Raw genomic sequence first — 22,589 nt, 5'->3', positions numbered from 1 at the left:
ATCATAAAATGCACAAGCTTGTCTGATACTCATATCTTGTTGTTTAACACTTTTAATCACTTGAGCACGGAAGTCTGCTGAATAAGTCATAATCTTTTTACTTTTCGCTTGTTTTAAAACGACTGTACCACTTTTATAAAGGCTCTACTATACGGTTTAAGTACAGCATTTTGCAGACGAAAAAAGGAATTTTTGATGCATAAGATCCTATTGAGCCATCGATGGATAAACTATAAAAATCTATCTATATTAATTTTAGTAATTAGCTTTTGCTTATTCATTTTTAATGCTTTAAATAAAGAGATATCAAATACCTTTTTTTGGTTAGGAATCACTTTATATGCTTTAAGATTGGTGGTTATTCCTATGGATTTTACTCAAAACATCTCTTCAGTAGATTACACAAAGAACTACGATGAAAATAATACATGGCATAAATGGGTGATGCTAGGTGAGAGATTTTCTTCCTTTATTTTTACTGTCTTGATAGCATACACAATATTTTTGCAATTCAAGTGATAACTAGGGCATGCCTTTAATGCAGTACACAGCTATTTACCGAATTAAAAGCCTACCTTAGAAATCTGGCAATATTACCTACCCTTTTGCAACGCCTTCAATCGACTTTGACGCCCTTTCCACCATAGATAAACACCAGTAATAGACAACACTGTCACAGCCAAACCTATCAATGCTAAAAATATTTGATACAGCAAATGGCCAATACCTTGACTGATATGCCCCATATGTAAGGTCGATAGCCATTGATCGGCTTTGCTGCCAAATGATGAACTTTGATAGCCAAAATTTACACGCTCGATGCTACCAGTCCTTGCATTGACGGTAATAGACGAAGCGCCGCCTTTTTTACCGATATCTCTATCTGTTTTAAAACGCAGCTGCCATTGACCCTCGTCCTCAATCCAACGTATGCCTAAAAACTCTCGTACTAGCATACCCTTGCTTTGGGCAGCAGTGTTTGCCTGCTCACTTAAATAAGCAATGCTATTGGCTTTATTGACCACATCAACAGACTCGACATCGACAACCTCATTGTTTACAACCTTAACCCTAGTCGCTGTTTCTGCACCAGACGCCTGCTCTGCTTTTTCTGATGGTTTTCTTGAGTTCTCCTGTCTCTCACCCCTTCCTTCAAGCCCTACGACAGCGTGCATCACAGGTTGATAGACCTCTCTTAGGTTAAAACCAACACTAGACCACGCGATGACAAATAAGATCCCCCAAAGCCATAATCCAAAAGCATGGTGTAGATCATAATTCAATTTGAACATATTACTTTTGGTACGGATTTTCCACGCTGGTAACCAACGTTTAAAAAAGGAGGCACGTTTTTTAGGCGAGGTTTTATTCTGTGCTTTTTTCTTTTTGATCGCTCTAGGAAACGTTAAGTAAAAGCCAATAAAGCAATTAATCGTCCACACGAGCGCGACAACCCCTAGTAGCAATTTTCCAATATCACCCAGTAATAAATCGCGATGTAACCAAAACACTTTCCACATGGTGTTGTGCCATGCCCACTCATTTCTATCACGAGTACCAATGATATCGCCAGTATAAGGATGGACATAAACTTGTTGAAACGGTGCTTTTGGCTGGTTTTGGGCGGCTTTTCCTCGTGCTCTATCTACCGAAAATACGGCTGACCTCTCTGCTGCTACCGAGGTTGGCATGCTAGAAAAAGCATATTGAGGGTACGCACTGATGACCTTATCATGAAGCTCGGCAATAGGCAGATGTGATGCGTTTTGTTTCTCAACCTGAGCCAGTTTATGGTTGAAGATATCATCTAGCTCGTCATGAAATGCCAATAACGTGCCAGTAATACCAGTGATAATTAAGAAAGCTGCCATGGCAAGCCCAGTATAACGATGGAGCCATAGGCAAGCTTGATGAAGATTGAATGAAATCATTAGTCTTAGTTCTTTGTCATTTGTTGTTTTGGTAGGTACTTATAAGTTGGCACGTCATTGCTGTTATAGCCAATGTAAAAGCTAGTAGGCAATAAAAAGCCAGCTCCCGTGTAAGACAGCTGACTTTATAAGTACGATTAGACTTAAATCCGATAAGCTAGATTAGAACTGATAAGTTAAAGACGTTTTGATATTACGTCCCATTTCAAAATCAGTATAGGCATCATCGATAGAGTTACGTGACGCATGGCTTGCATAAGTCTCATCAAAGATGTTGTATACACCTAGCGTGGCCTTCAAACCTTCGATTTGAGTTGGCGTGTAAGTCATGAAGATATCGTGCACATCATAGCCTGGTTTTTCGTTGTCATCACCAGCGGTATTCGGTGTCACATCGGCGACATAAGTACTGCGCCAGCCAAGCTCAGTAGTATTGGTTGGAGCGTAACCTAGATTGACCATGTACTTATCGCCAGACTCAGAGCCACTGCCACTGACAGAAGAGATATTGTAACCTGTATCTTCGCCTTTGCTACGTGCACGAGCATAGCTTAGACCCATGTTGAAGTTATCTGCGCGATAATCGGCTGATAGCTCTACACCTTTGATTTTGAAATCTTCATCATTATTGATGACACCTTGGCAGGCTTCAGGGGCAGCACTTGTACCTAGTTGCCCAGTTGTGCAATTCATGCCAGTTCTACTACCACCTGCACGTACAAACTCAATATAGTTTTCGATATTGGTTTCAAAGTACTTAGCACTTAATTTTAAAGAGTCATCAGCCATAGTCAGACCACGCAGCGTTGTAGCAATACCGACTTCTGCATTGTCACCTTCTTCTGCTTTTAGGTCATTGTTCACATACGTATCAGCGCCATCGGTGTTAAAAATCGTTTGGCTAAGATCTGGACCATTAAATAACTGAGTATAGCTTGCAAATAGCTGGGTGCGCGGTGCAATCTCATAGCTAGCAGCCAATGCGCCAACGACATTGTCATAAGTCTTGCCAGCCGATACATACTCTGGAGACTCATAACGGTCATAACGGACGCCTGGCGTTAAGCTAAGCTTACCCATTTGCCATTGGTCTTCTAGATACACTGAAGTATTGGTTGCCTCATCAGTGCTCGCATTACCAAAGTCACGTGTCATCTCAGATTCTTTTTTGTAATGCTCAACCCCAGCGATTAACTTGTGAACCCCTGGCACACCATTGATAATACTACTATCGATGATACTGGTGTTTTGTACTTTTGCACCTGTGGTTTTGACTTCTGCATCAAACTCAAACCCAGGTACGCCATCAGAGTTACGCAAAATCTGCGTGCTGGTCTGATATACATTGGCGTCTACATTGACCAACTGGTTGGCAGGACTATATGCGTAGTCAAGCGCATAGGTATCACGTTTGACTTCCTGCGGGATGATTGGGTTCCAGCCACCAGCAGGAAAATCTGGACGTAATGGGAACTTGCCTTTGTTTTCGGTACGGCTAAAGCTAGCACCTACATGATGATCATCAGCAATATAAGCACCCGCTTTTAATAGGATGTTTTCGCCTTCGCTGTCTTCAGTTTGGATTTTACGACCTTTACCGTCTTCACCAGCGTCCGCATTGCGTTTGCCATAATAAGCCAGTAAATCAACATTTTCTGTTGGCGCACCATACACAGTGGCTGAGGTTAGCAGTTCATCATTGTTACTAGCATAACCTGTATGCAGCTTAGCACCTACCTTTTGACCTGGCTTGAGTAAATCTGCCGCGTCGACTGTCTCAAAAGCAACCGCGCCGCCGATGGCATCATTGCCTAGCGTCACTGAGTTATTACCCACTGATACTTCTGCTTGTTTTAGCAGATCTGGATCAATAGTGACATCACCCATATGGTAGAACAACGCGCCTTCTTGACGTGCGCCATCAATCGTGACTTTTAGATTAGTATCATCAAGACCGCGTACACGAATACGTTGGTTGACCGATGAGGTGCCGCCCACGCTCACCCCTGGCACAACGTCCAGAAAATCGCTCAAATGGCTGGCTTGTGCAGCTGGGGTGTAGTCATCTATGTAGACAGAGTCTTCTTGTACAGCGTCACGTACTGAGCTATTTGCTGTTACAGTGATAGTCTGCAATGTCGTGTTTGGCATATCTGCTGCCGTTGCGGCACTGGCAGCTTGCGTCCACAATACAGCGGCAACACCGATAGACAATACTGTCAATTGACTAGATAACTTTACTTCGCGCATAACACATTTACTCACTTTATTTACTGTCAGAAATTAGAATTTTTGGAATTATTTTTAAGGGCTATCATCGAAAACCCTTAAAATAGTGCCTACCAGAAGATGGAATATCTTGAAAACGCTTAAGCTTATTGTGCGAATAACATGATTAATGTTAATGATAATGATTTGCGTTTAAATAATGAGAGACATAATAACGAAGTATTAACACTTTGGCAATAATTAATATAATAAATTCTCTGTTTTAGCCCTGAATATGCTGAGAGAGTGCAAAAATGCTTCGATACTGGTTATAAAATTATCATTCAATATTATTCTGGCTATGTATTAAGGCTATATATAGTCAGGCGTAGGCGCTTATCACTTCTATAGTAGTCTGATATTAACTTAGCTCATCACTTGTTTTTTTTGTACTACTGTACTAGAATACTGAAACAAGATAGTTCTCAGCGAAAAATCGCTTAATAAACGACCTATCTATTTTCTTTAGCTAAGATTACCTATTATGACTACCGATCCTTATCAGAGCTTAGTGAAACATTTGACCAACTGTACTGATAGCTCAGATATTGACAAGCTGCTCAGTGCACTGCTGACGGATAAAGAACAGCATGACATCGCCAATCGTATTCGGATTTTTGATTTGCTAGATTGCGGCATCACGCAACGTGATATCTCTGAGCAACTAGGCGTTGGTATCGCAACTGTCTCTCGTGGTGCCAAGGCCAAGCAAAGCCATGATGTAAGTGGGTTGCTGGCCACTCATAGAAGTCGCTCTTAAGCCACTTATTTCAGCACTATCCACCTTTTTAATTGCTACTTTCTTACTTATTAATCGACATATATTTGAACCATTTCGGACTTTGTTATGACCTCTAGTACTCGCACACAGACCAAACCTGCTCCTATCGATATTCCGAGCAAACCACAACGCATTAAACTGACGCAAGATATCGATTTTTTTGCATTATTCAAACGTATTGAAAGCGCGTTTGATACCTGCTATTTGCTCGAATCATTGGGTGAAGACAGCCATATCTCGCGCCACCATGCGATTGGCTTTGACCCTGTGACCACTATCGCTGCATTAGACCGCAACACGCTTGCGATTACCGACAATAAAGCTGCTGAAACAAGCCATTATCAAACCGACAACCCTTATCAACTACTGCGCGACATAACGCCGCAGCATGTTATTGCCCGCGATCAAAGCGGTGGTCTGGTTGGGTATTTGGGTTATGACTGCGTGAACTTCTTTGAACCTAGTCTCAATGCAAAAGCCAGCGAAGACTTTGAACCATTTAAGTTTGGCGTGTATTTAGATGGATTGACCCTAGATAAAATGACTGGGGAAATCTTCTACTTTTATTACCCAACCGCTCAGCAAGAAAACCGTATTGAGCAAATCAAAGCCCTACTCGATGAGCCAACGCCTAGCTATGAAGCGCCTAAAGTTGAATTTTTAGGTGATGGTATGAGCCAAGAAGAGCATGCCAATGTCGTCATGCAAGTCAAAGAAGACATCATCGCTGGTCGCATCTTTCAGTGTGAGGTAGGCTTTAAGTCTAAATACCGTATTGCCGGTGACAAGATGCCGATTTATGAAAAGCTACGTGCCGTCAATCCATCGCCGCATATGTATTTTATGAAATTTGCCCAGCAGTGCATCATTGGTGCCTCGCCTGAGCTACTATTCCGCTTGCGTCAGGGTGAAATGGAAACCTATCCGCTCGCAGGAACTGCCAAGCGCGGCGCCGATGTGATCGAAGACCGTAAGCTTGCCCGCGCCTTGCTCAACGATGATAAAGAAATTGCCGAGCACAATATGCTAGTCGATTTGCATCGCAATGATATTGGCCGAGTGGCACGTTTTGGTACGGTAAAAGTACGTAGCCTGATGGATATCAAACGCTTCTCTCACGTGCAGCATATTTCTTCTGAAATCGTTGGTATCTTGCATCCTAACGAAGACATGTTTAGTGCGCTTGCTAGCAATTTCCCTGCTGGGACACTATCAGGCGCACCTAAAGTAGAAGCCATTAAGGTGATCAATGAGCTAGAGCCAGATGGTCGCGGTGCTTACGGCGGTGCATTAGGCTCGTTCAATTTTAATGGTGATTGTATCTTCGCCATTCCTATTCGCAGCCTCTTTATCAATGGCGAGTCTGCCTACGCTCAAACTTGTGGTGGCAACGTTTACGACTCAAACCCAGCCGATGAGTACTTAGAGATTCAGCGTAAACTGTCGGCGATGAAAGTCGTGTTAGACAGCTTTATGCAATCATAATTGAAGCTAAACGTACTGCATAAATTGACCATATTTTACCTAGCACTATTTTCACAAAAGAGTTTATGACCCATGAATGTTTTAATTATTGATAACTACGACTCATTTACCTTTAACCTCTACCAATACGTGGGCGAGATTTTGCAAACCTTAGACAGTGATGAAGAAGCCAGCGTCATCGTTAAACGCAATAACGAAATTACTTTAGCAGACGTAGAAGCGATGAATCTTGATAGAATTATCATTTCACCTGGCCCTGGCTCCCCTGATGATCCCGCTTACTTTGGTATCTGTAGCGAGGTCATTGAAACACTAGGCAAAACTGTGCCGCTACTAGGCGTTTGCTTGGGTATGCAAGGCATTGCTCATGTGTTCGGTGGTGATGTGGTACGCGCTAGTGTGCCGATGCATGGTAAGGTCTCATCAATTCGCCATGATAATTCAGGTATTTATCAAGGCTTACCACAAGAGCTTGAGATCATGCGCTATCACTCACTGATGGTAAAAGCCGACACCATCCCAAGCTGTCTGACAATTACCTCGGTAGTCGCTAATGACAGCCGTGCTGAATTGAGCTTTGCTGAGTCAGCATTGACTGGTGATGAGATTATGGGACTGGCGCACAAAGAGTACCCAATCCAAGGTGTGCAGTTTCACCCTGAGTCGTTTGCCACTGAGGGCGCTAAGCGATTGCTGAGTAACTTTTTGCTGCAGGTATAAACCTATATATGTCCGTCTCCATGTCTAGCTCAAGCCTAAATAAATACAGCTTACTCAGACGTACTGCGTTGCTCTTGAGCTTAACGCTAATGACGTCTGTCAGTTCGGCTGTAGCTCCTGTACAGGCAAACTTTACAATGGGCATGGACATCCAAGGTCAACGTCTTAACCTTTATGAGAGATGTGCAGAAGGAAGCGTTACTTGCAACAATATGCTACTGGTCGCTCCCGATTTAGGACGACTATTGCAGACAACACCAGAATCTAGTAAGTCGCCCTACGCTGTCAAATACTACTCTGCGGAAACCAAGCATAGCTTATGTAAAGATGGCGTGACCCCGTGTCGATTTCAGGGTTATACCTTTGAGGGCGAAGATTTTGATGGGTTTATAGATACCTCGAACCATGAGATATCTATAAGAAGTAAATGGACAGTCGATACCTATAGTGCCACCTACAAAGAAAACGAGATTTATCTGCCATTAGCATCACAAGCTGATTTGGTTGATCAGATATATAACACGTCTGATAAAGCATTGAATGAAAGCTACAGAGTAACGCGAAATGAAGTCAGACGCCTGTACGGTGAGGATATGGCGGCTAATCTTAAAAAAGAGCAGACTCAGTGGATAAAACAGCGCTCAAAAAACTGCGGGGCTGATACGGATCATTTACCAAGAACCCAATTGGAAAAAGTGTGCTTTATTCAGCGAAATGCTCTCCGAGAGCAAACATTCTTTTTATGGATTGATTAACAGAGACTGTAGAAAGAAAAAATGACGCGAACACGAATATGATATGAGTTAATAATTCGATATTACTTAGGTTATTTAGCAAACGCTAGCCATTTTTTAGCCATTTGAATAACTATTGATTGAATTTATCATACGACCTAGTAGCCACTTATTATCTTTTAGTGATAGACTCAAAAGAACAAACAAAAGACAGCCTTTAATCAGGTTGTCTTTTCTTATTTCAGTATTGCTTAGAGAGATTGTATCAATAGCAATCTTACAACATCTTGTGTCACTTAGATCGTAAGAAGAAAACAGTATGGCAAACATCGACAACGGAATGACGAACCATTCGCATCAATCATGGCTAGGCACCATTCAAATCATCACGGCTGCTATTTGCTGGGGCACGTTGGGTATATTCTCGACTTACCTAAACCAAATTGGATTTAGTGGTTGGCAGGTAACGATATTACGCATTGTCACGGCGGCCTTTATCATCTTAGCCATGCTACCAACACTGTGGCCCCACCTTATCAAGTTACAGCCAAAACAATGGCTTGGACTGGCGATGCAGTCGTTGATAGGTGTCCTTGGCATGTCGTTGTGTTATTTCTTTGCTGTTATCTACGTCGGTGCAGGACCAGCCGTAGCCTTATTATATACTGCACCGGTTTTTAGCCTATTATTTTCGGCAGTCTTGCTCAATGAATCCATTACTCGTCAATCAGCCCTACTGGCTCTAATGGCTGTCTTTGGTGTTGGTTTGACGATGTTAGGCGAGCATGCTCAAGTCAACTGGGGTATCTTATTGGGGCTGTTAGCGGGAATGTGCTACTCCTTATATGGCGTGCTGGGCAAACGTGCGATGCACGATGCTCACCCTGCCCCATTGGTGTTTTTTACCTCTATTATCATCAGTGCTTGCATGCTGTTATTATTACCAGAAACTTATCATACTTATGAAAAACTGCTAACCCTACCGCTAATGACGTGGGGGTATGTCCTAGGGCTGTCTTTGCTAGGAACTGTCGTACCATTTGCGCTATATATGAAAGCATTAGAAAAGCTGCCTGCCTCTCGCGCATCAGTATTTACGATTTTTGAGCCATTAACTGCTATTGCGCTCGCGATGTTTTTACTACATCAATCTTTGTCTTGGATTCAATATCTGGGCGTGGCGCTTATTTTGCTGGCGGCTTTGTTAAATGCTGTATTAAATGGTACTGCTACTCGCGTACCTCGCTGGTTAAAGCAACGACAAAAAATATAGTTTACTGTCTATTATTTGAAATACGTCCTATTTATTGCGATAAAAAAAGCCCCAGCCATTGCATCATGATTGGGGCCTTTTTGTTTTATTACTTACGCAAAAACAAGCGTTTTTACTGCTCAATACGTTGCAAAAATGCCTGCGTACGAGGATGCTTTGAGTCCTCAAACAGCTGCTTGGCACTGCCTTCTTCGACCACATAACCATCTTCAATCAGTACAACATGATCGGCAACGTCGCGGGCAAAGTTGATTTCGTGAGTCACTACGACCATCGTCCAACCTTCAGAGGCGAGCTGCTTCATCGTCTCAAGCACATCCTGTACCAACTCTGGATCCAGCGCCGACGTTGGCTCATCAAATAGTAACAATGACGGCTCAATAGCAAGCGCACGGGCAATACCAATACGCTGCTGCTGACCACCAGATAGCTGGAAAGGATAGAGATCCGCTTTGTCCGACAGTCCAACTTTCTCAAGTAGTACCAGTGCCTGCTCACGGGCTTGCGCTTTGCTCTGTCCTTGTACCACTGTAGGCCCAAGCATCAAGTTTTCAATGGCTGTCTTATGGGGAAACAAGTTATAAGACTGAAACACCATACCTGACTTACGCTGTAAAGCTAGTAGCGTTTTTTTACTTGGCTTAGTCGCAAAGTCGACGCTCAAGCTATCGTCATCAAAAGCAATCACACCTTGATCAGGAATCTCTAACACATTTAAGCAACGCAAAAAGGTGGTTTTACCCGATCCTGAAGGTCCTAATATTACGACCACTTTGCCTTTATTGATGGTCAAGTCGATGCCTTTTAGCACCTGATTTCCACCAAAGGCTTTATGAATATTAGTGACTTTGATCATAAAAATTCCTGTTGTGCTGGTCTCTGTATTTCTAGTCTTAGTTGTGCTGATGCCTGTTGTGCCAATAGCAACAGTCTACTTTGCCACATAACGATCAAGGCGGGTTTCAAGCTTGCCTTGGATAAAGGTCAAGAACAGACAAATACCCCAATAGATAATCGCCGCTTCTGTATAGACCAGCATAAACTCATAGTTACGAGCCGTGATAATTTGCGCTTGTTTGAATAGCTCAGTGACCAGTACCAATGAAGCAAGTGAGGTATCTTTTACCAGACTGATAAAGGTATTGGACAACGGCGGCACCGATACTCTAAGCGCCTGCGGTAAAATCACATGACGAAACGTCTGTAGATACGTCAAACCAACCGTCGAGCCTGCTTCCCACTGCCCTTTTGGTATTGACAAAATCGAAGCACGCACTGTCTCCGATGCATAAGCACCGATGTTCAGTGAGAATGCAATAATCGCTGAAGGAAAGGGATCGAGCTTCACCCCAACACTTGGCAAACCATAAAAAATAATAAACAGCTGAACCAGCATCGGTGTACCGCGAATGGCGGACACATAGACACGAGCGAGCCGATAGATGATTTCATGGAACCAAGTGGCACGCGGAATGATACGAATCAATGCCACTGTCAGTGCAATGGCCATACCAATCGCAAATGAGATCAATGCCAGCGGTATCGAATAATAGATACCGCCTTTGAGCATTGGCCAAAACGACGAGATGACGATCTGCGCTCGATCAGGGCTCATAAATGGCAATACTGCCAATAAGTCCGCGAACCATGATGTAGACATTACAGAAGCTGACATGATAGAAACTGACATTATTTTTGTTGACTTATATCAGCACCAAAGAACTGTTCGCTAAGCTTAGTTAGCGTGCCTTCAGCCGCCAATTCAGCCATTGCTTCATCTAATTTAGCTACAACTTCATCATCACCTTTGATAAGCACTAGCCCTGAACCACGTAACTCGCTAGCAGGTGCAGTTAGTTTAATCTCAAGATCAGAATCTGGGAATTTTTTGAGATAATCCAATACCGCCAGATTGTCATTCATTGTAAAGTCAGCACGGTCTTGCTTCACTAATTGAATCGCTTGCGCCATACCGTCGACAGGAACGATCTCTGCGCCATAACGCTCTGCAAGCTCACCGTAGTTACTGCTAAGTGATTGCGCCGTACGTAGGCCTTTTAAACCTTCCCACGAGCTATAACGGTTGTCATCAGTAGGTGCCAATACAACCGCACCTGACCAGCTATAAGCCATCGCTTTGTCATACTTTGCTTTACGCTCAGGCGTGGTCAAACTGACTTGGTTAGCCACCATATCAAAACGTTTTGAATCCAAACCAGCCAGCATCGCATCCCACTGGGTTTCTTTGAACTCAACGTCTACGCCTAGTTTATCCGCGACTGCACGCGTTACTTCAACATCATAACCCGTTAGTTTGCCGCTCTCATCATGATACGTGAACGGAGGATAAGTCCCCTCTGTACCGACGTTGATAGTGCCGCCGTTGTTGATACGTTGTAGCAAATCAGAACCGCCTGTTGCAGCGCTGTCAGTTGCACTGGTATCGGCTTCGTTGGTAGTAGATTGACCACAAGCGGCAAGGAACATGGTGCTAGCGGCAAGAGCTAAAAGAGTACGACGTTTCATAAGACGTCCTTATAAGAGTGAATGAATAAAGTAAAAACACATAATGCTAATAAAATATACGGTGCTAATAAATAGGGCAAGCCGACACAGAAGAACAATATAAGCTCTTCTATGATTTTCGGCTTTGGTTGCCCGATTTGAGGCTATTTGGGCTATTTTTCAATACTGTTTCTATATTATATTTTAATTTTTAACGATTGTTCAAATATTCTGATGACTTTAATTAACGCCAATTGCTATCTTATTAAATAGCAGCTTATGGATATAGTATCTCACTTTAGACAGAAAAACGTACACAATCAGTGAGCATACGTAAGCTATAGTCAGTTCAATATAATTTCGATACAAGGAAACCGAGTGCAAGTTATACATGAGTATGCTTAGCGAGGATGAGGATGTAGCGGATTTATATAGGCTTGACTATATCTGCTACAACTCGCCTGAGAACTGATAGCGATCGCCTGCATGCCACATCTTCACAAAGGTCAATACTCGACCTGCTGAATAGGTCTGGCGACGCAATACCAATGTCGGCGACTGCGGTGCGATTTGCAGTAGCGCAGCTATCTCATCTGGTGCCGCCAGTGCACGAATGGTATAGCGACCGCGCTCTAGTGGACTTTTGGCAATGAGATAATCACTGGTGTTGACCACACTAAAATCCTGCTCAATAAATTCTGGCACCTTTTGCGCATCCACCCAGCGCTCTTCGAACTGTATGGGCTGACCATCCGCAAAGTGAATGATTTTTACCTCATATAAAACAGCAACGTCGCTACTACTATCTGCGCCAGTACTGTCATCCATTACGGTTGTATCAGCGTTTGTGTTAGCGCTTGTATCAGAAGACACAGCTACTTTATTAATATCAAATTTACGCCGTAATTCATCGTCTAACATCGCAGCCGTAAGTATGCGTTTACTCACCACTTGCGCCTGATAATCGCGGTTGGCAGATTTTAAATCCTGCGCGATATTGCGCACTTCTACAAAGGTATGATTGAACTGCTGCTGGGCGACAAACGTCCCCGACCCTTGCCGGCGCTCTAGCACTCGCTCTTCGCTCAGCTCTTTTAGGGCGCGATTGACCGTCATACGCGATACGCCAAATTCTTTTGCCAACGCCATTTCTGTAGAAATTGCATTGCCCGCTTGCCATTTACCCGAGTGTATATTGTCTAATATGGCGTTTTTAATCCGCTGATATGCCGGGATTGTCTTTGTCATGTCCGTGTTTAACCGTTAGTTTCACCAATAATAGTAGCGCCATAATATCACGAGATAACGTCATGAACCTTGTCAAAACACTGTGACATTTATCTATCTACCAAAACCCTCACAAAAATAATTGAGTCATTTAACAAAAACTGCTTGCATGAAAAAAATATCTTTGATAATTTGTATATACAACTTTATGACAGTGCTAAAAAATTTGCGTCATCTAATCGATGTTTCGCTAAATTTATAGACTGACTGTAAAACACTTACTTTGATTACTTTATCGTCTTAACAGATATCACAAGGATATGATAATGACTACTGACCATGGAACCAATAAAGAGACTAAGCTGACTCGCCGTGATGAGAGCCGCGAAATCGCCGCGCCCACTGGCAGTACTCTACATTGCAAAAGCTGGCTGACCGAAGCCCCTTATCGTATGCTGCAAAACAATTTGCATCCTGATGTGGCCGAAAATCCTAAAAGCCTCGTGGTCTATGGTGGTATCGGACGCGCAGCCCGCAATTGGGAAAGCTACGATCAAATCCTAGCGTCATTAAAAGAATTGGAAGACGATGAAACCTTATTGGTGCAATCTGGCAAACCAGTTGGCGTGTTTCAAACGCACGAAAATGCACCGCGTGTATTGATTGCAAACTCTAACCTTGTGCCGCGCTGGGCGACGTGGGAGCATTTTAACGAGCTCGATCGCAAAGACTTGATGATGTATGGTCAAATGACGGCTGGTAGCTGGATTTATATTGGCACCCAAGGCATCGTGCAAGGGACATATGAGACCTTTGTGGAAGCAGGTCGTCAGCATTATGATGGTAGCTGGGCAGGACGTTGGATTTTAACCGCGGGTCTGGGCGGTATGGGCGGCGCGCAGCCACTTGCGGCTACTTTTGCAGGGGCAACTTCACTGAACATTGAGTGCCAACAGTCTAGTATCGATTTCCGCTTGCGTACTGGTTATGTCGATAAGCAAGCCGATGATCTCGACCATGCTTATGAATTGATCAAACAGCATACCGACGCAGGTGAAGCGGTCTCTATTGCCCTACTTGGTAATGCCGCAGATATCCTACCTGAAATGGTCAAGCGTGCGCACGATGGTGGCATGAAGCCTGATTTGGTCACTGACCAAACCTCAGCACATGACTTGATCAATGGTTACTTGCCAGTTGGCTGGACAGTTGAAGAATGGAAAGCAGCACAAGAAAATCCAGACCAACATGCCGCCTTAACCAAAGATGCTGCTGCATCTTGTGCCGTACACGTGCAGGCCATGCTAGATCTACAAGAAATGGGTATCCCAACGACTGATTATGGTAATAACATTCGTCAAGTTGCCTTTGATGAAGGGGTAAAAAATGCCTTTAATTTCCCGGGTTTTGTCCCTGCTTATATTCGTCCGCTGTTTTGCCAAGGTAAAGGTCCATTCCGCTGGGTCGCATTATCAGGTGATCCAGAAGATATCTACAAAACCGATCAAAAAATTAAAGAGTTGTTCCCTGAAAATCAGCATATTCATCGCTGGCTAGACATGGCTAAAGAGCGTATTCAATTTCAAGGCTTGCCAGCGCGTATCTGCTGGTTAGGTCTTGGTGAACGTGATAAAGCAGGCTTGGCATTTAACGAAATGGTTAAAAGTGGTGAGTTGAAAGGTCCTATCGTTATCGGTCGTGACCATTTAGATACTGGCTCTGTTGCCAGCCCCAACCGTGAAACAGAAAGTATGAAAGATGGCTCGGACGCTGTATCTGACTGGGCATTATTAAATGGCATGCTCAATGTCGCAGGCGGTGCCACTTGGGTGTCATTGCATCATGGCGGCGGCGTGGGTATGGGTTACTCGCAGCACTCTGGCATGGTCATCGTCGCCGATGGCACAGATGCGGCTGCCAAGCGCTTGGCGCGAGTACTGGTCAATGATTGCGGCTCAGGTGTGATGCGTCATGCGGATGCGGGCTATGAGCTGGCCATCAAAACAGCCAAAGAATATGGCTTAAATCTACCGATGATTAAGTAGCATACACTTTATCCTTATAAGTGATTACTTGACATAAGGATATCATCGACATTTTATCAAGGAGGATAATATGATTGAGCAAAATACGACACTAAATCTCAAGGATGCAGCAGCGACACCAACTGAAGCACTACTGTCTAAACCTATAGCGTTACTGCAATTGATAGTCTTTAGTGCTATCGGTTTGGTCATGTTTTTTGTGCCATTTACCATTGGTGAGAAAAGCACGATTTTGTTCGATCATGGGGCAACTTATCTGGTCAATCAGCAGCATACATTGTCTGTGACGTTATTGTTTTTACTGATGATCTTTGGGGTAAGCAAGCCATTTATAGACGGCTCATGGCGTAAAAACATTACCCATATAATCATGACTGTTTTTAAAATCATTGGTCTGATACTGGCAGTGATGTATGTTGCTGACGTAGCGCCTGCCTTTATGATGGAAAAGGACATGCTGCCGTTTCTGTTTGAAAAACTGGCATTACCAGTTGGTATGATTGTACCGCTTGGAGCGTTGATATTGGCATTTTTGGTAGGTTTTGGTTTGCTCGAGATGGTCGGTGTGCTCATGCAGCCGATCATGAAACCTATCTGGAAAACCCCAGGTTCATCAGCGATTGATGCGGTCGCATCCTTTGTTGGTAGCTACTCTATCGGGCTGCTCATTACTAATCGCGTGTATTTGCAAAAGCAATATTCAGCGCGCGAAGCCATTATCATTGCGACTGGATTTTCGACCGTATCAGCGGCATTTATGGTCATTGTTGCCAAAACGCTTGGTCTGATGGAGTTTTGGAACCTATTTTTTTGGTCTACGCTAGTGATTACCTTTATCGTCACTGCGATTACTGCTCGTATTCCACCCATTAGCCTTGTTGATGATAGCGTTGAACGTCCGGCTTTAGACCATAAACGTGGTACACGTTTGGCGGCAGCATTTGATTTGGGTTTGTCCACTTCGCGCCGTGCCACTGACCTAAAACAAATCTTATGGTCTAACTTTCGCGATGGGCTGACGATGGCAGCGGCGATTGTGCCTTCTATCATCGCAGTTGGCTTGACAGGATTGATATTAGCAAAGTATACGCCTGTATTCGATGCTTTAGGCTTGCTTCTTTATCCATTTACATGGCTTAGCGGCTTACCAGAGCCTCTGGTTGCCGCCAAAGGTATGTCAGCGGGATTGGCTGAAATGTTCTTGCCAGCACTGCTCCTCAGTGAGGCTGATATACTGACTCGCTATGTTGCAGGGGTCATCTCTATTAGCAGCGTGTTGTTTTTCTCTGCCATGATTCCTTGTGTGCTTGCCACTGAAATACCATTATCTGTCGGCAAAATGGTCATTATCTGGTTTGAGCGTGTGGTACTCAGTATTTTATTGGCTGCGGCATTCGGACATCTAGCCATGTACTTCAACTGGATTGGCTAAAAAAACAAATTTAATAACAAGTATTACGTTAACTAAAAACATTTAAAAAACGTCATTTCAACAAAGACATGAATCAAAAATAATATAACCCATATGTCTTACAATACTAGGATCACCCTATGAACGATATCAAACAATTAACGCTACACCCTCGTCAGCTTAGCTTTAAGATGCTACGTGATATCTATGAGCAGCCTGTCATATTGACACTGCCTGAGAGTGCGTATGCCGCAATAGATGCCTCACACGAAGATGTACGAACCATCATTGCACGAGACAAAAGCGCTTATGGTATCAATACTGGTTTTGGCCTGTTAGCAAAGACCCGTATCAGTGATGATCAGCTTGAGCTACTTCAACGTAACCTGATTGTTTCTCACTCAGTAGGCACTGGTGAAGCGTTACCAGACGGCGTAGTGCGACTGATTATGGTGATGAAAGTGGCCAGCCTAGCACAAGGTGTATCAGGCGTACGCCGCGAGGTAGTGGACAGCTTACTTGCCTTAATCAATAATCAAATCACGCCAAACATTCCGGCAAAAGGCTCTGTTGGTGCCTCTGGTGATTTAGCGCCTTTATCACACATGACACTTGCAATGATGGGTGAAGGTGATGTGTTTGTCGCTGGCGAAAAAGTGCCTGCAGCAGAAGCGCTAGCCCAGCATGGACTTGAGCCGATTATCCTAGCAGCCAAAGAAGGTCTCGCACTTATCAACGGCACGCAAGTCTCAACCGCATTGGCATTACGGGGTTATTTCTTAGCGCGTGATTTGCTTGAGACAGCGACTATCGTTGGCTCCCTGTCAATTGATGCGGCCAAAGGATCGGACTCACCATTTGATGCGCGTATTCACGAAGTACGTGGGCATCATGGTCAAATTGAAATCGCCAAAGCACATCGTCAACTGATCAAAGGCAGTGCGATTCGCGCCTCGCATGATGGTGAGCAGGATGACCGAGTACAAGACCCTTACTGCCTGCGTTGTCAGCCGCAAGTCATGGGTGCCTGTCTTGATATCATCAATCAAGCAGGTAAAACGCTACTAATCGAATCCAATGCGGTGACCGACAACCCACTTATTTTTAATAATGAAGATGGCCCAGTCGCTATTTCAGGTGGTAACTTCCATGCTGAGCCAGTCGCTTTTGCCGCTGATATTCTGGCCTTGGCAATCGCCGAGATTGGCTCTATGTCTGAGCGCCGTGTGGCTTTATTGATTGATGCAACCTTATCAGGCGGCTTACCGCCATTCTTAGTTGATAATGCTGGGGTAAACTCAGGCTTTATGATTGCCCACGTGACCGCAGCGGCGCTAGCCTCAGAGAACAAGTCTATCGCTCACCCAGGCAGTGTTGACAGTATCCCGACCTCCGCCAATCAGGAAGATCATGTGTCTATGGCGACCTATTGCGCACGCCGCCTATACGAGATGGCACAGAATACTGCCACCATTATCGGTATTGAGCTACTGTCTGCCGGTCAAGGGATTGATTTTCATCGCGGATTAGAGACTTCAGAGCCTTTAACAGTGGCACATAAGAAACTGCGTGAGAAGGTGACTTTCTATGACAAAGATCGCTACCTAGCGCCTGATATCGAAGCGGCCAAGCAATTGGTATTAGACGGTACGCTTGCTGAGCACTGGCAATCATTGCGTAGCGACTGGTATGAGTCTAAATAAGCGTTAGATAAGGGAATGAGCAATGGCCATGACGAAAATTAGCACAACCGTGAGTCACACAGCGGCTGACATGACGCTGTGGACAGGTCGTGCAGAGCTATTTGAGACGGCACGTGCCCGCTACTGGTATCAGCTCGCAAAGCCTTACGAGGATCAAAATATTGGGCTAATTGGCTTTGCATGTGATCAAGGGGTTAGGCGCAATCAAGGCCGCGTGGGTGCACGAGCTGCCCCACCGCTGATTCGCCAAGCGTTTGCGACGCTGCCAGTGATTGCGTCGGTGCAGACACGATATGACAATCAACTGGCGACATTGCTAGGTGATGCTGGCGACATTCATTGTCACGACGATGATGACTTTGCCGCGCACACTCTTGAGCAAGCTCAGCTCAAATATGCGGATAAGGTGGGCGCTATCGTCAAACAAGGCGGCCTACCCATTGGTCTTGGTGGTGGTCATGCGATCGCTTACGGTAGCTTTTTAGGATTATGGCAGGCGCTGTCATCAAAAGCCGATCAGCCTACTAATGACGTTAGCAATGTCAAAAACTATTTTGGAAATAATGTCGAAAGCCATGTTAAAAGCCATACGAGTGCAATGCCTAGCATCGGGGTGATTAACTTTGATGCGCATCTAGATATTCGCCAATCGGATTTCGCCACGTCTGGTACGCCATTTCGCCAAATAGCCGAGCACCTTGATGAACAGGATCAGCCATTTCACTACTGCTGTATCGGCGTCAGCCAGTTTTCCAATACTGCCGCGCTCTTTGACCGTGCTGAGCAGTTAGGCGTACACATTATCAGTGACGAAGACTGCACCAATAAGAAATGGAAAAAAATTGCTGCTCAAATAGAAAATTTTATCAATGACGTTGATGTGGTCTACTTAACCATTGATATGGATTGCTTGCCATCGAGCATCGTACCTGGTGTCAGTGCGCCAGCCGCCTATGGTATTAACTTGGCATTCGTTGAGCGCGCGGTCAAACTTATTATGGCGTCAAACAAAGTAAAGATGGCTGATATCGCCGAGATTAACCCGACCTTTGATGTTGATTCGCGCAGCTGTAAAGTCGCGGCTCGCCTCTTAGCGACTATTATCGAGCAGCATCTACTATTAACATAGACGAAATACAGTCAGTTCATTATAAACAAGTTACAGTGCTACTAGAGTACATTTTCCGCAGCCTCTGTCTGCGTAGGCACAGCAAGCAAGGAAAATTTACTCTAGTAGCACATTATAATAGTTATAACGCTATTATTTGAACTGACTGTAGCTTCTTACTCAAAATTGCTAGCTCTAAACTAAAATAAGCAGGAGCACATTATGACTAATACGACAAATTCTACAGACCAAACGCCTATAAACGATTCCACTCTGACATCGTTTGACAACATTATTATCAATGCCAATCTCGCCACCTTTTCAGCGCAATACAGGTTTAATATTTATAGCGATAGTCAACAAGATAGCACCCCTTATGGTCAATTAATGAACGCCGCTATCGGTATCAAAGATGGCAAAATTGCATGGGTTGGCACGCATGAGCAAATAAAGCCGCACCTTACCCAATATAAAAATGATCAAATCAAAGACGTTGACGGCAACTGGGTCACGCCTGGACTCATCGATTGTCATACCCATATCGTTTATGGCGGTAACCGCAGCAACGAGTTCGAAGCGCGATTGCAAGGTGCCAGTTATCAAGATATCGCGGCACAAGGTGGCGGCATTGTCTCAACCGTTAGCGCTACCCGCGTAGCGAATGAGGAAGAATTGTTTGCGCAAAGTGAAAAACGTCTGCTCGCGCTCATAAAAGAAGGCGTGACCAGTGTCGAAATCAAATCTGGCTATGGACTGGATTTAGAAACTGAGCGAAAAATGCTAAAAGTCGCCCGAGCGCTCGGTGATAAGCACAACATTCATGTTAGCACCACTTATTTGGCCGCCCATGCGCTACCGCCAGAGTATAAAGACAATGCCGATGACTATATCGAGCAAGTTTGCCAGTGGTTACCAATCTTGCATAGCGAGGGCTTGGTCGATGCGGTCGATGGCTTTTGTGAAAACATTGCCTTTAATGCTGCGCAAATCAAGCGCGTCTTTGAAGTCGCTCGTTCGTTAGACTTGCCAGTGAAGTTGCATTCTGAACAGCTCTCAAACATAGGCGCTAGTGCTTTGGTAGCAGAATACCAAGGACTATCAAGCGACCATCTTGAGCACTTAGTAGAAGACGATATTGAAAAAATGGCCGCAAGCAACACGGTAGCCGTGCTATTGCCGGGTGCTTTTTATACGCTACGTGATACTAAGTTGCCACCGATTGAAGCATTGCGTAAACATCAAGTTCCGATTGCCGTTTCAACAGATTGCAACCCCGGCACTTCCCCATTAACGTCGCTGTTATTAGCGATGAATATGGGCTGTACCCTATTTTATTTAACCCCTGAAGAAGTGTTGGCAGGCGCAACTGTTCATGCGGCACAAGCATTAGGTCTCGCCAACAAAGGTAAAATAGAAGTGGGTTACGATGCTGATTTGGCATTATGGGATATCGCCCGCTCTGCTGACCTTGCTTATCAAATGGGGCTAAATCCTATTGCGGGTATTATGGTTCAAGGACAATGGCGTGAAACGGTGTAGCAAATTTATATAAACATTTAGCATAATTAAAGAAACCCCAATCATTAAATGATTGGGGTTTTTTTATTGGCTATCGATAGAAGTTAAGACACTGCTACTCTATAGTCAGTAAAAAACAATATCGATACATCATGCACTGCTGATATTTATTTATGTCGCTCAGTTATTTTTTAAACTTGTTTTTAAATGTACTCCCCGTATCGGCATCGATATTTAGCCAAAGCAGACTATTGCCTTTGAGAAGTTGGGTTTCGTAGTAGGACGCATGATTAGCATAATCGCGATCATTCTTAAACTCAATTTCGAGAATGCGACCACCCGTTTGCTTCTCAGCGATACTCATCGCATCCATCACCTTGATTTTTGCTTGCTGCTGAGCCTTATAGTCAGCCAAATCGTCCCTATCCAGACGTTCGGTTTCAGTCTTTACGATTTTGCCAGTTATAGCATCAACTTTGATTTCATAACCAGTGGTATTAGTACTAAATTCCAGCTCATAGACACCGCCATCACCCTCAGCATCGCTATCATCGTCATCAAACTCTGCGCTGATTAAAGTACCGGAAGCTTCTTTGCTCGCCGTAGTAATCGCCTGCTTTAGGCTAATTTTCGCTGCTTGAGCAGCACTCACTTCATCAGCCTCACTGGCAGCATTAACCATGGTACTCATTACGCCTGCGCTCAATGCTAGAGTTAGACAAGCACCCAATGTCGTTAATTGAAATTTTTTAATAATGTTACTCATATCTCTTTATCCTTGTAGTCATTATGGAATTGCTTTTATGATACGGATATATAAGGATGAACAGCAGATAAAAAGGTAGCGTAATGTAGCTTTCCTGTTTATGCTTCTAAAGCAAGCACATGTGGAAAGAACACGAGATAACTCTTTGGTTTATATATTAATTTGAGCGAGTAAGCGCTATAATATGTCTGCCATTTCCTTCTCTGAATTTCCAAATATTGAGACCATAATTAATGATGCGAAACACGCTACAAAACTTACTTTACAACAGTAATTATGATCAATCAGACCCTTCAACCGCCGCTTTTGACACTTTGCCAATTATCATACAGAAAGCGCTATTACAACAGCAGCGTATCGTATTGATAGCAAATAATCCTTCAATAGATACAGCGAGCTTAGAGGCGCTGTTGCAGCCGACAGATATGCTGGTTTTGTTTAATGATTTTATTCATGCTGATTTTTTTGCCCATCATCCTAGCGCTAAAGATCTACCAAAACTATTATTCTTTAGAAAAATTGGCGACAGTTTATTGCATTTTGGTATGCCGCCGCGCAGTAATAATTTGACGGCGATGCTCGATATGGCAAAGCATGCACCATTTGGCATCTTGTTTGGCAATACTGACTACCAGTTTCCATTGCCAAGCGACGACCCTAGACCCAATGATGACCCAATAACAGCTAGCCGAGTATTAGAGATTCCAGAACTGCTAAATGAATTATTGCATAGCGATGAGCATTGTCGCGTGTTATCAGAGCAGGATAGCGTGGTGGCAGATTATCCTATTTTTGCTGATATCCATTCATCAGCGCCGACCTCAGGGTTTCTGTTATATCGGCTATTATTGGCGGCGCGCTTACATGTGCAGCAGCGACAGAACGCTGCGACTCCGCTATCGATAGTCATGTTGGGCTTTAATAATGATGACAAAACAGCGCACTTTTGGGATGGGCATAATTGGGCGTTTGAGAGACAAGAGCTTGCGACGCCGCCTAATAGTGTCGAGATTATTCGTCAGTACTAATAGAACACTACTAATAAGATTAAACACTTATAGTTGATTCACTTTAAAACTGATATAGCGAGACTGGGATAAATTTCTTGCAGCCT

At 44.0% G+C, this 22,589-nt stretch carries 18 protein-coding genes; 11 read left to right on the top strand and 7 right to left on the bottom strand.

Going from position 1 to position 22,589, the window contains the following annotated elements; genetic code table 11:
• Positions 1-593 precede the first annotated feature (593 nt).
• On the bottom strand, positions 594-1,871 hold the full coding sequence (locus CXF65_RS13525; protein WP_413772506.1) for a PepSY-associated TM helix domain-containing protein: 1,278 nt from the start codon (positions 1,869-1,871) through the stop codon (positions 594-596).
• Positions 1,872-2,093: 222 nt separating this feature from the next.
• Entirely contained in the window at positions 2,094-4,181 is a 2,088-nt protein-coding gene (locus CXF65_RS13520; protein WP_101212551.1) for a TonB-dependent receptor domain-containing protein, read from the bottom strand.
• A gap of 502 nt (positions 4,182-4,683) precedes the next feature.
• On the opposite strand from CXF65_RS13520, the gene CXF65_RS13515 reads away from it, so the two are divergent.
• The 5 genes from CXF65_RS13515 to CXF65_RS13495 all read left to right on the top strand — a co-directional run bounded on the left by CXF65_RS13515 (position 4,684) and on the right by CXF65_RS13495 (position 9,192).
• A complete protein-coding gene (locus CXF65_RS13515; RefSeq protein WP_101212549.1) occupies positions 4,684-4,959 on the top strand; it encodes a Trp family transcriptional regulator in 276 nt (91 codons plus the stop codon).
• A gap of 87 nt (positions 4,960-5,046) precedes the next feature.
• Entirely contained in the window at positions 5,047-6,465 is a 1,419-nt protein-coding gene (locus tag CXF65_RS13510) for an anthranilate synthase component I family protein (RefSeq protein WP_101212548.1), read from the top strand.
• Between the two features lie 72 nt (positions 6,466-6,537).
• On the top strand, positions 6,538-7,185 hold the full coding sequence (locus CXF65_RS13505) for an anthranilate synthase component II (protein ID WP_101212546.1): 648 nt from the start codon (positions 6,538-6,540) through the stop codon (positions 7,183-7,185).
• 20 nt (positions 7,186-7,205) lie between these two features.
• Positions 7,206-7,940, top strand: a complete 735-nt coding sequence (locus CXF65_RS13500) for a lysozyme inhibitor LprI family protein (RefSeq protein ID WP_157824082.1) — start codon at positions 7,206-7,208, stop codon at positions 7,938-7,940.
• 298 nt (positions 7,941-8,238) lie between these two features.
• Positions 8,239-9,192 (top strand): DMT family transporter, encoded by a 954-nt coding sequence (locus CXF65_RS13495; RefSeq protein WP_101212543.1) that lies wholly within the window; start codon positions 8,239-8,241, stop codon positions 9,190-9,192.
• 112 nt (positions 9,193-9,304) lie between these two features.
• Here the strand turns inward: CXF65_RS13495 and CXF65_RS13490 are convergent, their stop codons facing one another.
• The 4 genes from CXF65_RS13490 to CXF65_RS13475 form a co-directional block, all read right to left on the bottom strand.
• On the bottom strand, positions 9,305-10,048 hold the full coding sequence (locus tag CXF65_RS13490; protein ID WP_101212541.1) for an amino acid ABC transporter ATP-binding protein: 744 nt from the start codon (positions 10,046-10,048) through the stop codon (positions 9,305-9,307).
• Positions 10,049-10,123: 75 nt separating this feature from the next.
• Positions 10,124-10,807, bottom strand: coding sequence for an amino acid ABC transporter permease (locus CXF65_RS13485; RefSeq protein ID WP_179797881.1), 684 nt, complete (start codon positions 10,805-10,807; stop codon positions 10,124-10,126).
• A gap of 74 nt (positions 10,808-10,881) precedes the next feature.
• Entirely contained in the window at positions 10,882-11,718 is an 837-nt protein-coding gene (locus CXF65_RS13480) for an amino acid ABC transporter substrate-binding protein (RefSeq protein WP_057761253.1), read from the bottom strand.
• A 429-nt stretch (positions 11,719-12,147) separates the two neighbouring features.
• The gene (locus tag CXF65_RS13475; RefSeq protein WP_101212539.1) at positions 12,148-12,945 is read right to left on the bottom strand and encodes a UTRA domain-containing protein; all 798 of its coding nucleotides are present in this window, start codon (positions 12,943-12,945) and stop codon (positions 12,148-12,150) included.
• A 305-nt stretch (positions 12,946-13,250) separates the two neighbouring features.
• On the opposite strand from CXF65_RS13475, the gene hutU reads away from it, so the two are divergent.
• The 5 genes from hutU (at position 13,251) to hutI (ending at position 20,730) form a co-directional block, all read left to right on the top strand.
• Positions 13,251-14,969, top strand: a complete 1,719-nt coding sequence (hutU, locus tag CXF65_RS13470) for a urocanate hydratase (RefSeq protein ID WP_101212537.1) — start codon at positions 13,251-13,253, stop codon at positions 14,967-14,969.
• Between the two features lie 70 nt (positions 14,970-15,039).
• Positions 15,040-16,401 carry a YjiH family protein gene (locus CXF65_RS13465; protein WP_101212534.1) on the top strand — a complete coding sequence of 454 codons (1,362 nt, stop codon included), beginning with the start codon at positions 15,040-15,042 and terminating at the stop codon, positions 16,399-16,401.
• A gap of 119 nt (positions 16,402-16,520) precedes the next feature.
• The gene (gene hutH, locus CXF65_RS13460) at positions 16,521-18,083 is read left to right on the top strand and encodes a histidine ammonia-lyase (RefSeq protein WP_101212532.1); all 1,563 of its coding nucleotides are present in this window, start codon (positions 16,521-16,523) and stop codon (positions 18,081-18,083) included.
• A gap of 22 nt (positions 18,084-18,105) precedes the next feature.
• Positions 18,106-19,212, top strand: a complete 1,107-nt coding sequence (locus CXF65_RS13455) for a formimidoylglutamase (protein WP_101212530.1) — start codon at positions 18,106-18,108, stop codon at positions 19,210-19,212.
• A gap of 201 nt (positions 19,213-19,413) precedes the next feature.
• Positions 19,414-20,730 carry an imidazolonepropionase gene (gene hutI, locus CXF65_RS13450; RefSeq protein WP_101212527.1) on the top strand — a complete coding sequence of 439 codons (1,317 nt, stop codon included), beginning with the start codon at positions 19,414-19,416 and terminating at the stop codon, positions 20,728-20,730.
• Between the two features lie 163 nt (positions 20,731-20,893).
• On the opposite strand, the gene CXF65_RS13445 is transcribed toward hutI, so the two are convergent.
• Positions 20,894-21,475: a PepSY domain-containing protein gene (locus CXF65_RS13445; protein ID WP_101212525.1), complete on the bottom strand. Its 582-nt coding sequence runs from the start codon at positions 21,473-21,475 to the stop codon at positions 20,894-20,896.
• A gap of 233 nt (positions 21,476-21,708) precedes the next feature.
• On the opposite strand from CXF65_RS13445, the gene CXF65_RS13440 reads away from it, so the two are divergent.
• Positions 21,709-22,503 carry a hypothetical protein gene (locus CXF65_RS13440; RefSeq protein WP_101212523.1) on the top strand — a complete coding sequence of 265 codons (795 nt, stop codon included), beginning with the start codon at positions 21,709-21,711 and terminating at the stop codon, positions 22,501-22,503.
• Positions 22,504-22,589: the final 86 nt, after the last annotated feature.

Source organism: Psychrobacter sp. Sarcosine-3u-12, from assembly GCF_002836005.1.
Lineage (GTDB): Bacteria > Pseudomonadota > Gammaproteobacteria > Pseudomonadales > Moraxellaceae > Psychrobacter > Psychrobacter okhotskensis.
This window is presented reverse-complemented; position numbering and strand designations above follow the sequence as displayed.

What these genes read in the sequence shown, in the direction of transcription:
- CXF65_RS13525 (WP_413772506.1), bottom strand. Translation starts at nt 1,871, where the DNA reads ATGGCAGCTTTCTTAATTATCACTGGTATTACTGGCACGTTATTGGCA.
- CXF65_RS13520 (WP_101212551.1), bottom strand. Translation starts at nt 4,181, where the DNA reads ATGCGCGAAGTAAAGTTATCTAGTCAATTGACAGTATTGTCTATCGGT.
- CXF65_RS13515 (WP_101212549.1), top strand. Translation starts at nt 4,684, where the DNA reads ATGACTACCGATCCTTATCAGAGCTTAGTGAAACATTTGACCAACTGT.
- CXF65_RS13510 (WP_101212548.1), top strand. Translation starts at nt 5,047, where the DNA reads ATGACCTCTAGTACTCGCACACAGACCAAACCTGCTCCTATCGATATT.
- CXF65_RS13505 (WP_101212546.1), top strand. Translation starts at nt 6,538, where the DNA reads ATGAATGTTTTAATTATTGATAACTACGACTCATTTACCTTTAACCTC.
- CXF65_RS13500 (WP_157824082.1), top strand. Translation starts at nt 7,206, where the DNA reads ATGTCTAGCTCAAGCCTAAATAAATACAGCTTACTCAGACGTACTGCG.
- CXF65_RS13495 (WP_101212543.1), top strand. Translation starts at nt 8,239, where the DNA reads ATGGCAAACATCGACAACGGAATGACGAACCATTCGCATCAATCATGG.
- CXF65_RS13490 (WP_101212541.1), bottom strand. Translation starts at nt 10,048, where the DNA reads ATGATCAAAGTCACTAATATTCATAAAGCCTTTGGTGGAAATCAGGTG.
- CXF65_RS13485 (WP_179797881.1), bottom strand. Translation starts at nt 10,807, where the DNA reads ATGAGCCCTGATCGAGCGCAGATCGTCATCTCGTCGTTTTGGCCAATG.
- CXF65_RS13480 (WP_057761253.1), bottom strand. Translation starts at nt 11,718, where the DNA reads ATGAAACGTCGTACTCTTTTAGCTCTTGCCGCTAGCACCATGTTCCTT.
- CXF65_RS13475 (WP_101212539.1), bottom strand. Translation starts at nt 12,945, where the DNA reads ATGACAAAGACAATCCCGGCATATCAGCGGATTAAAAACGCCATATTA.
- hutU (WP_101212537.1), top strand. Translation starts at nt 13,251, where the DNA reads ATGACTACTGACCATGGAACCAATAAAGAGACTAAGCTGACTCGCCGT.
- CXF65_RS13465 (WP_101212534.1), top strand. Translation starts at nt 15,040, where the DNA reads ATGATTGAGCAAAATACGACACTAAATCTCAAGGATGCAGCAGCGACA.
- hutH (WP_101212532.1), top strand. Translation starts at nt 16,521, where the DNA reads ATGAACGATATCAAACAATTAACGCTACACCCTCGTCAGCTTAGCTTT.
- CXF65_RS13455 (WP_101212530.1), top strand. Translation starts at nt 18,106, where the DNA reads ATGGCCATGACGAAAATTAGCACAACCGTGAGTCACACAGCGGCTGAC.
- hutI (WP_101212527.1), top strand. Translation starts at nt 19,414, where the DNA reads ATGACTAATACGACAAATTCTACAGACCAAACGCCTATAAACGATTCC.
- CXF65_RS13445 (WP_101212525.1), bottom strand. Translation starts at nt 21,475, where the DNA reads ATGAGTAACATTATTAAAAAATTTCAATTAACGACATTGGGTGCTTGT.
- CXF65_RS13440 (WP_101212523.1), top strand. Translation starts at nt 21,709, where the DNA reads ATGATGCGAAACACGCTACAAAACTTACTTTACAACAGTAATTATGAT.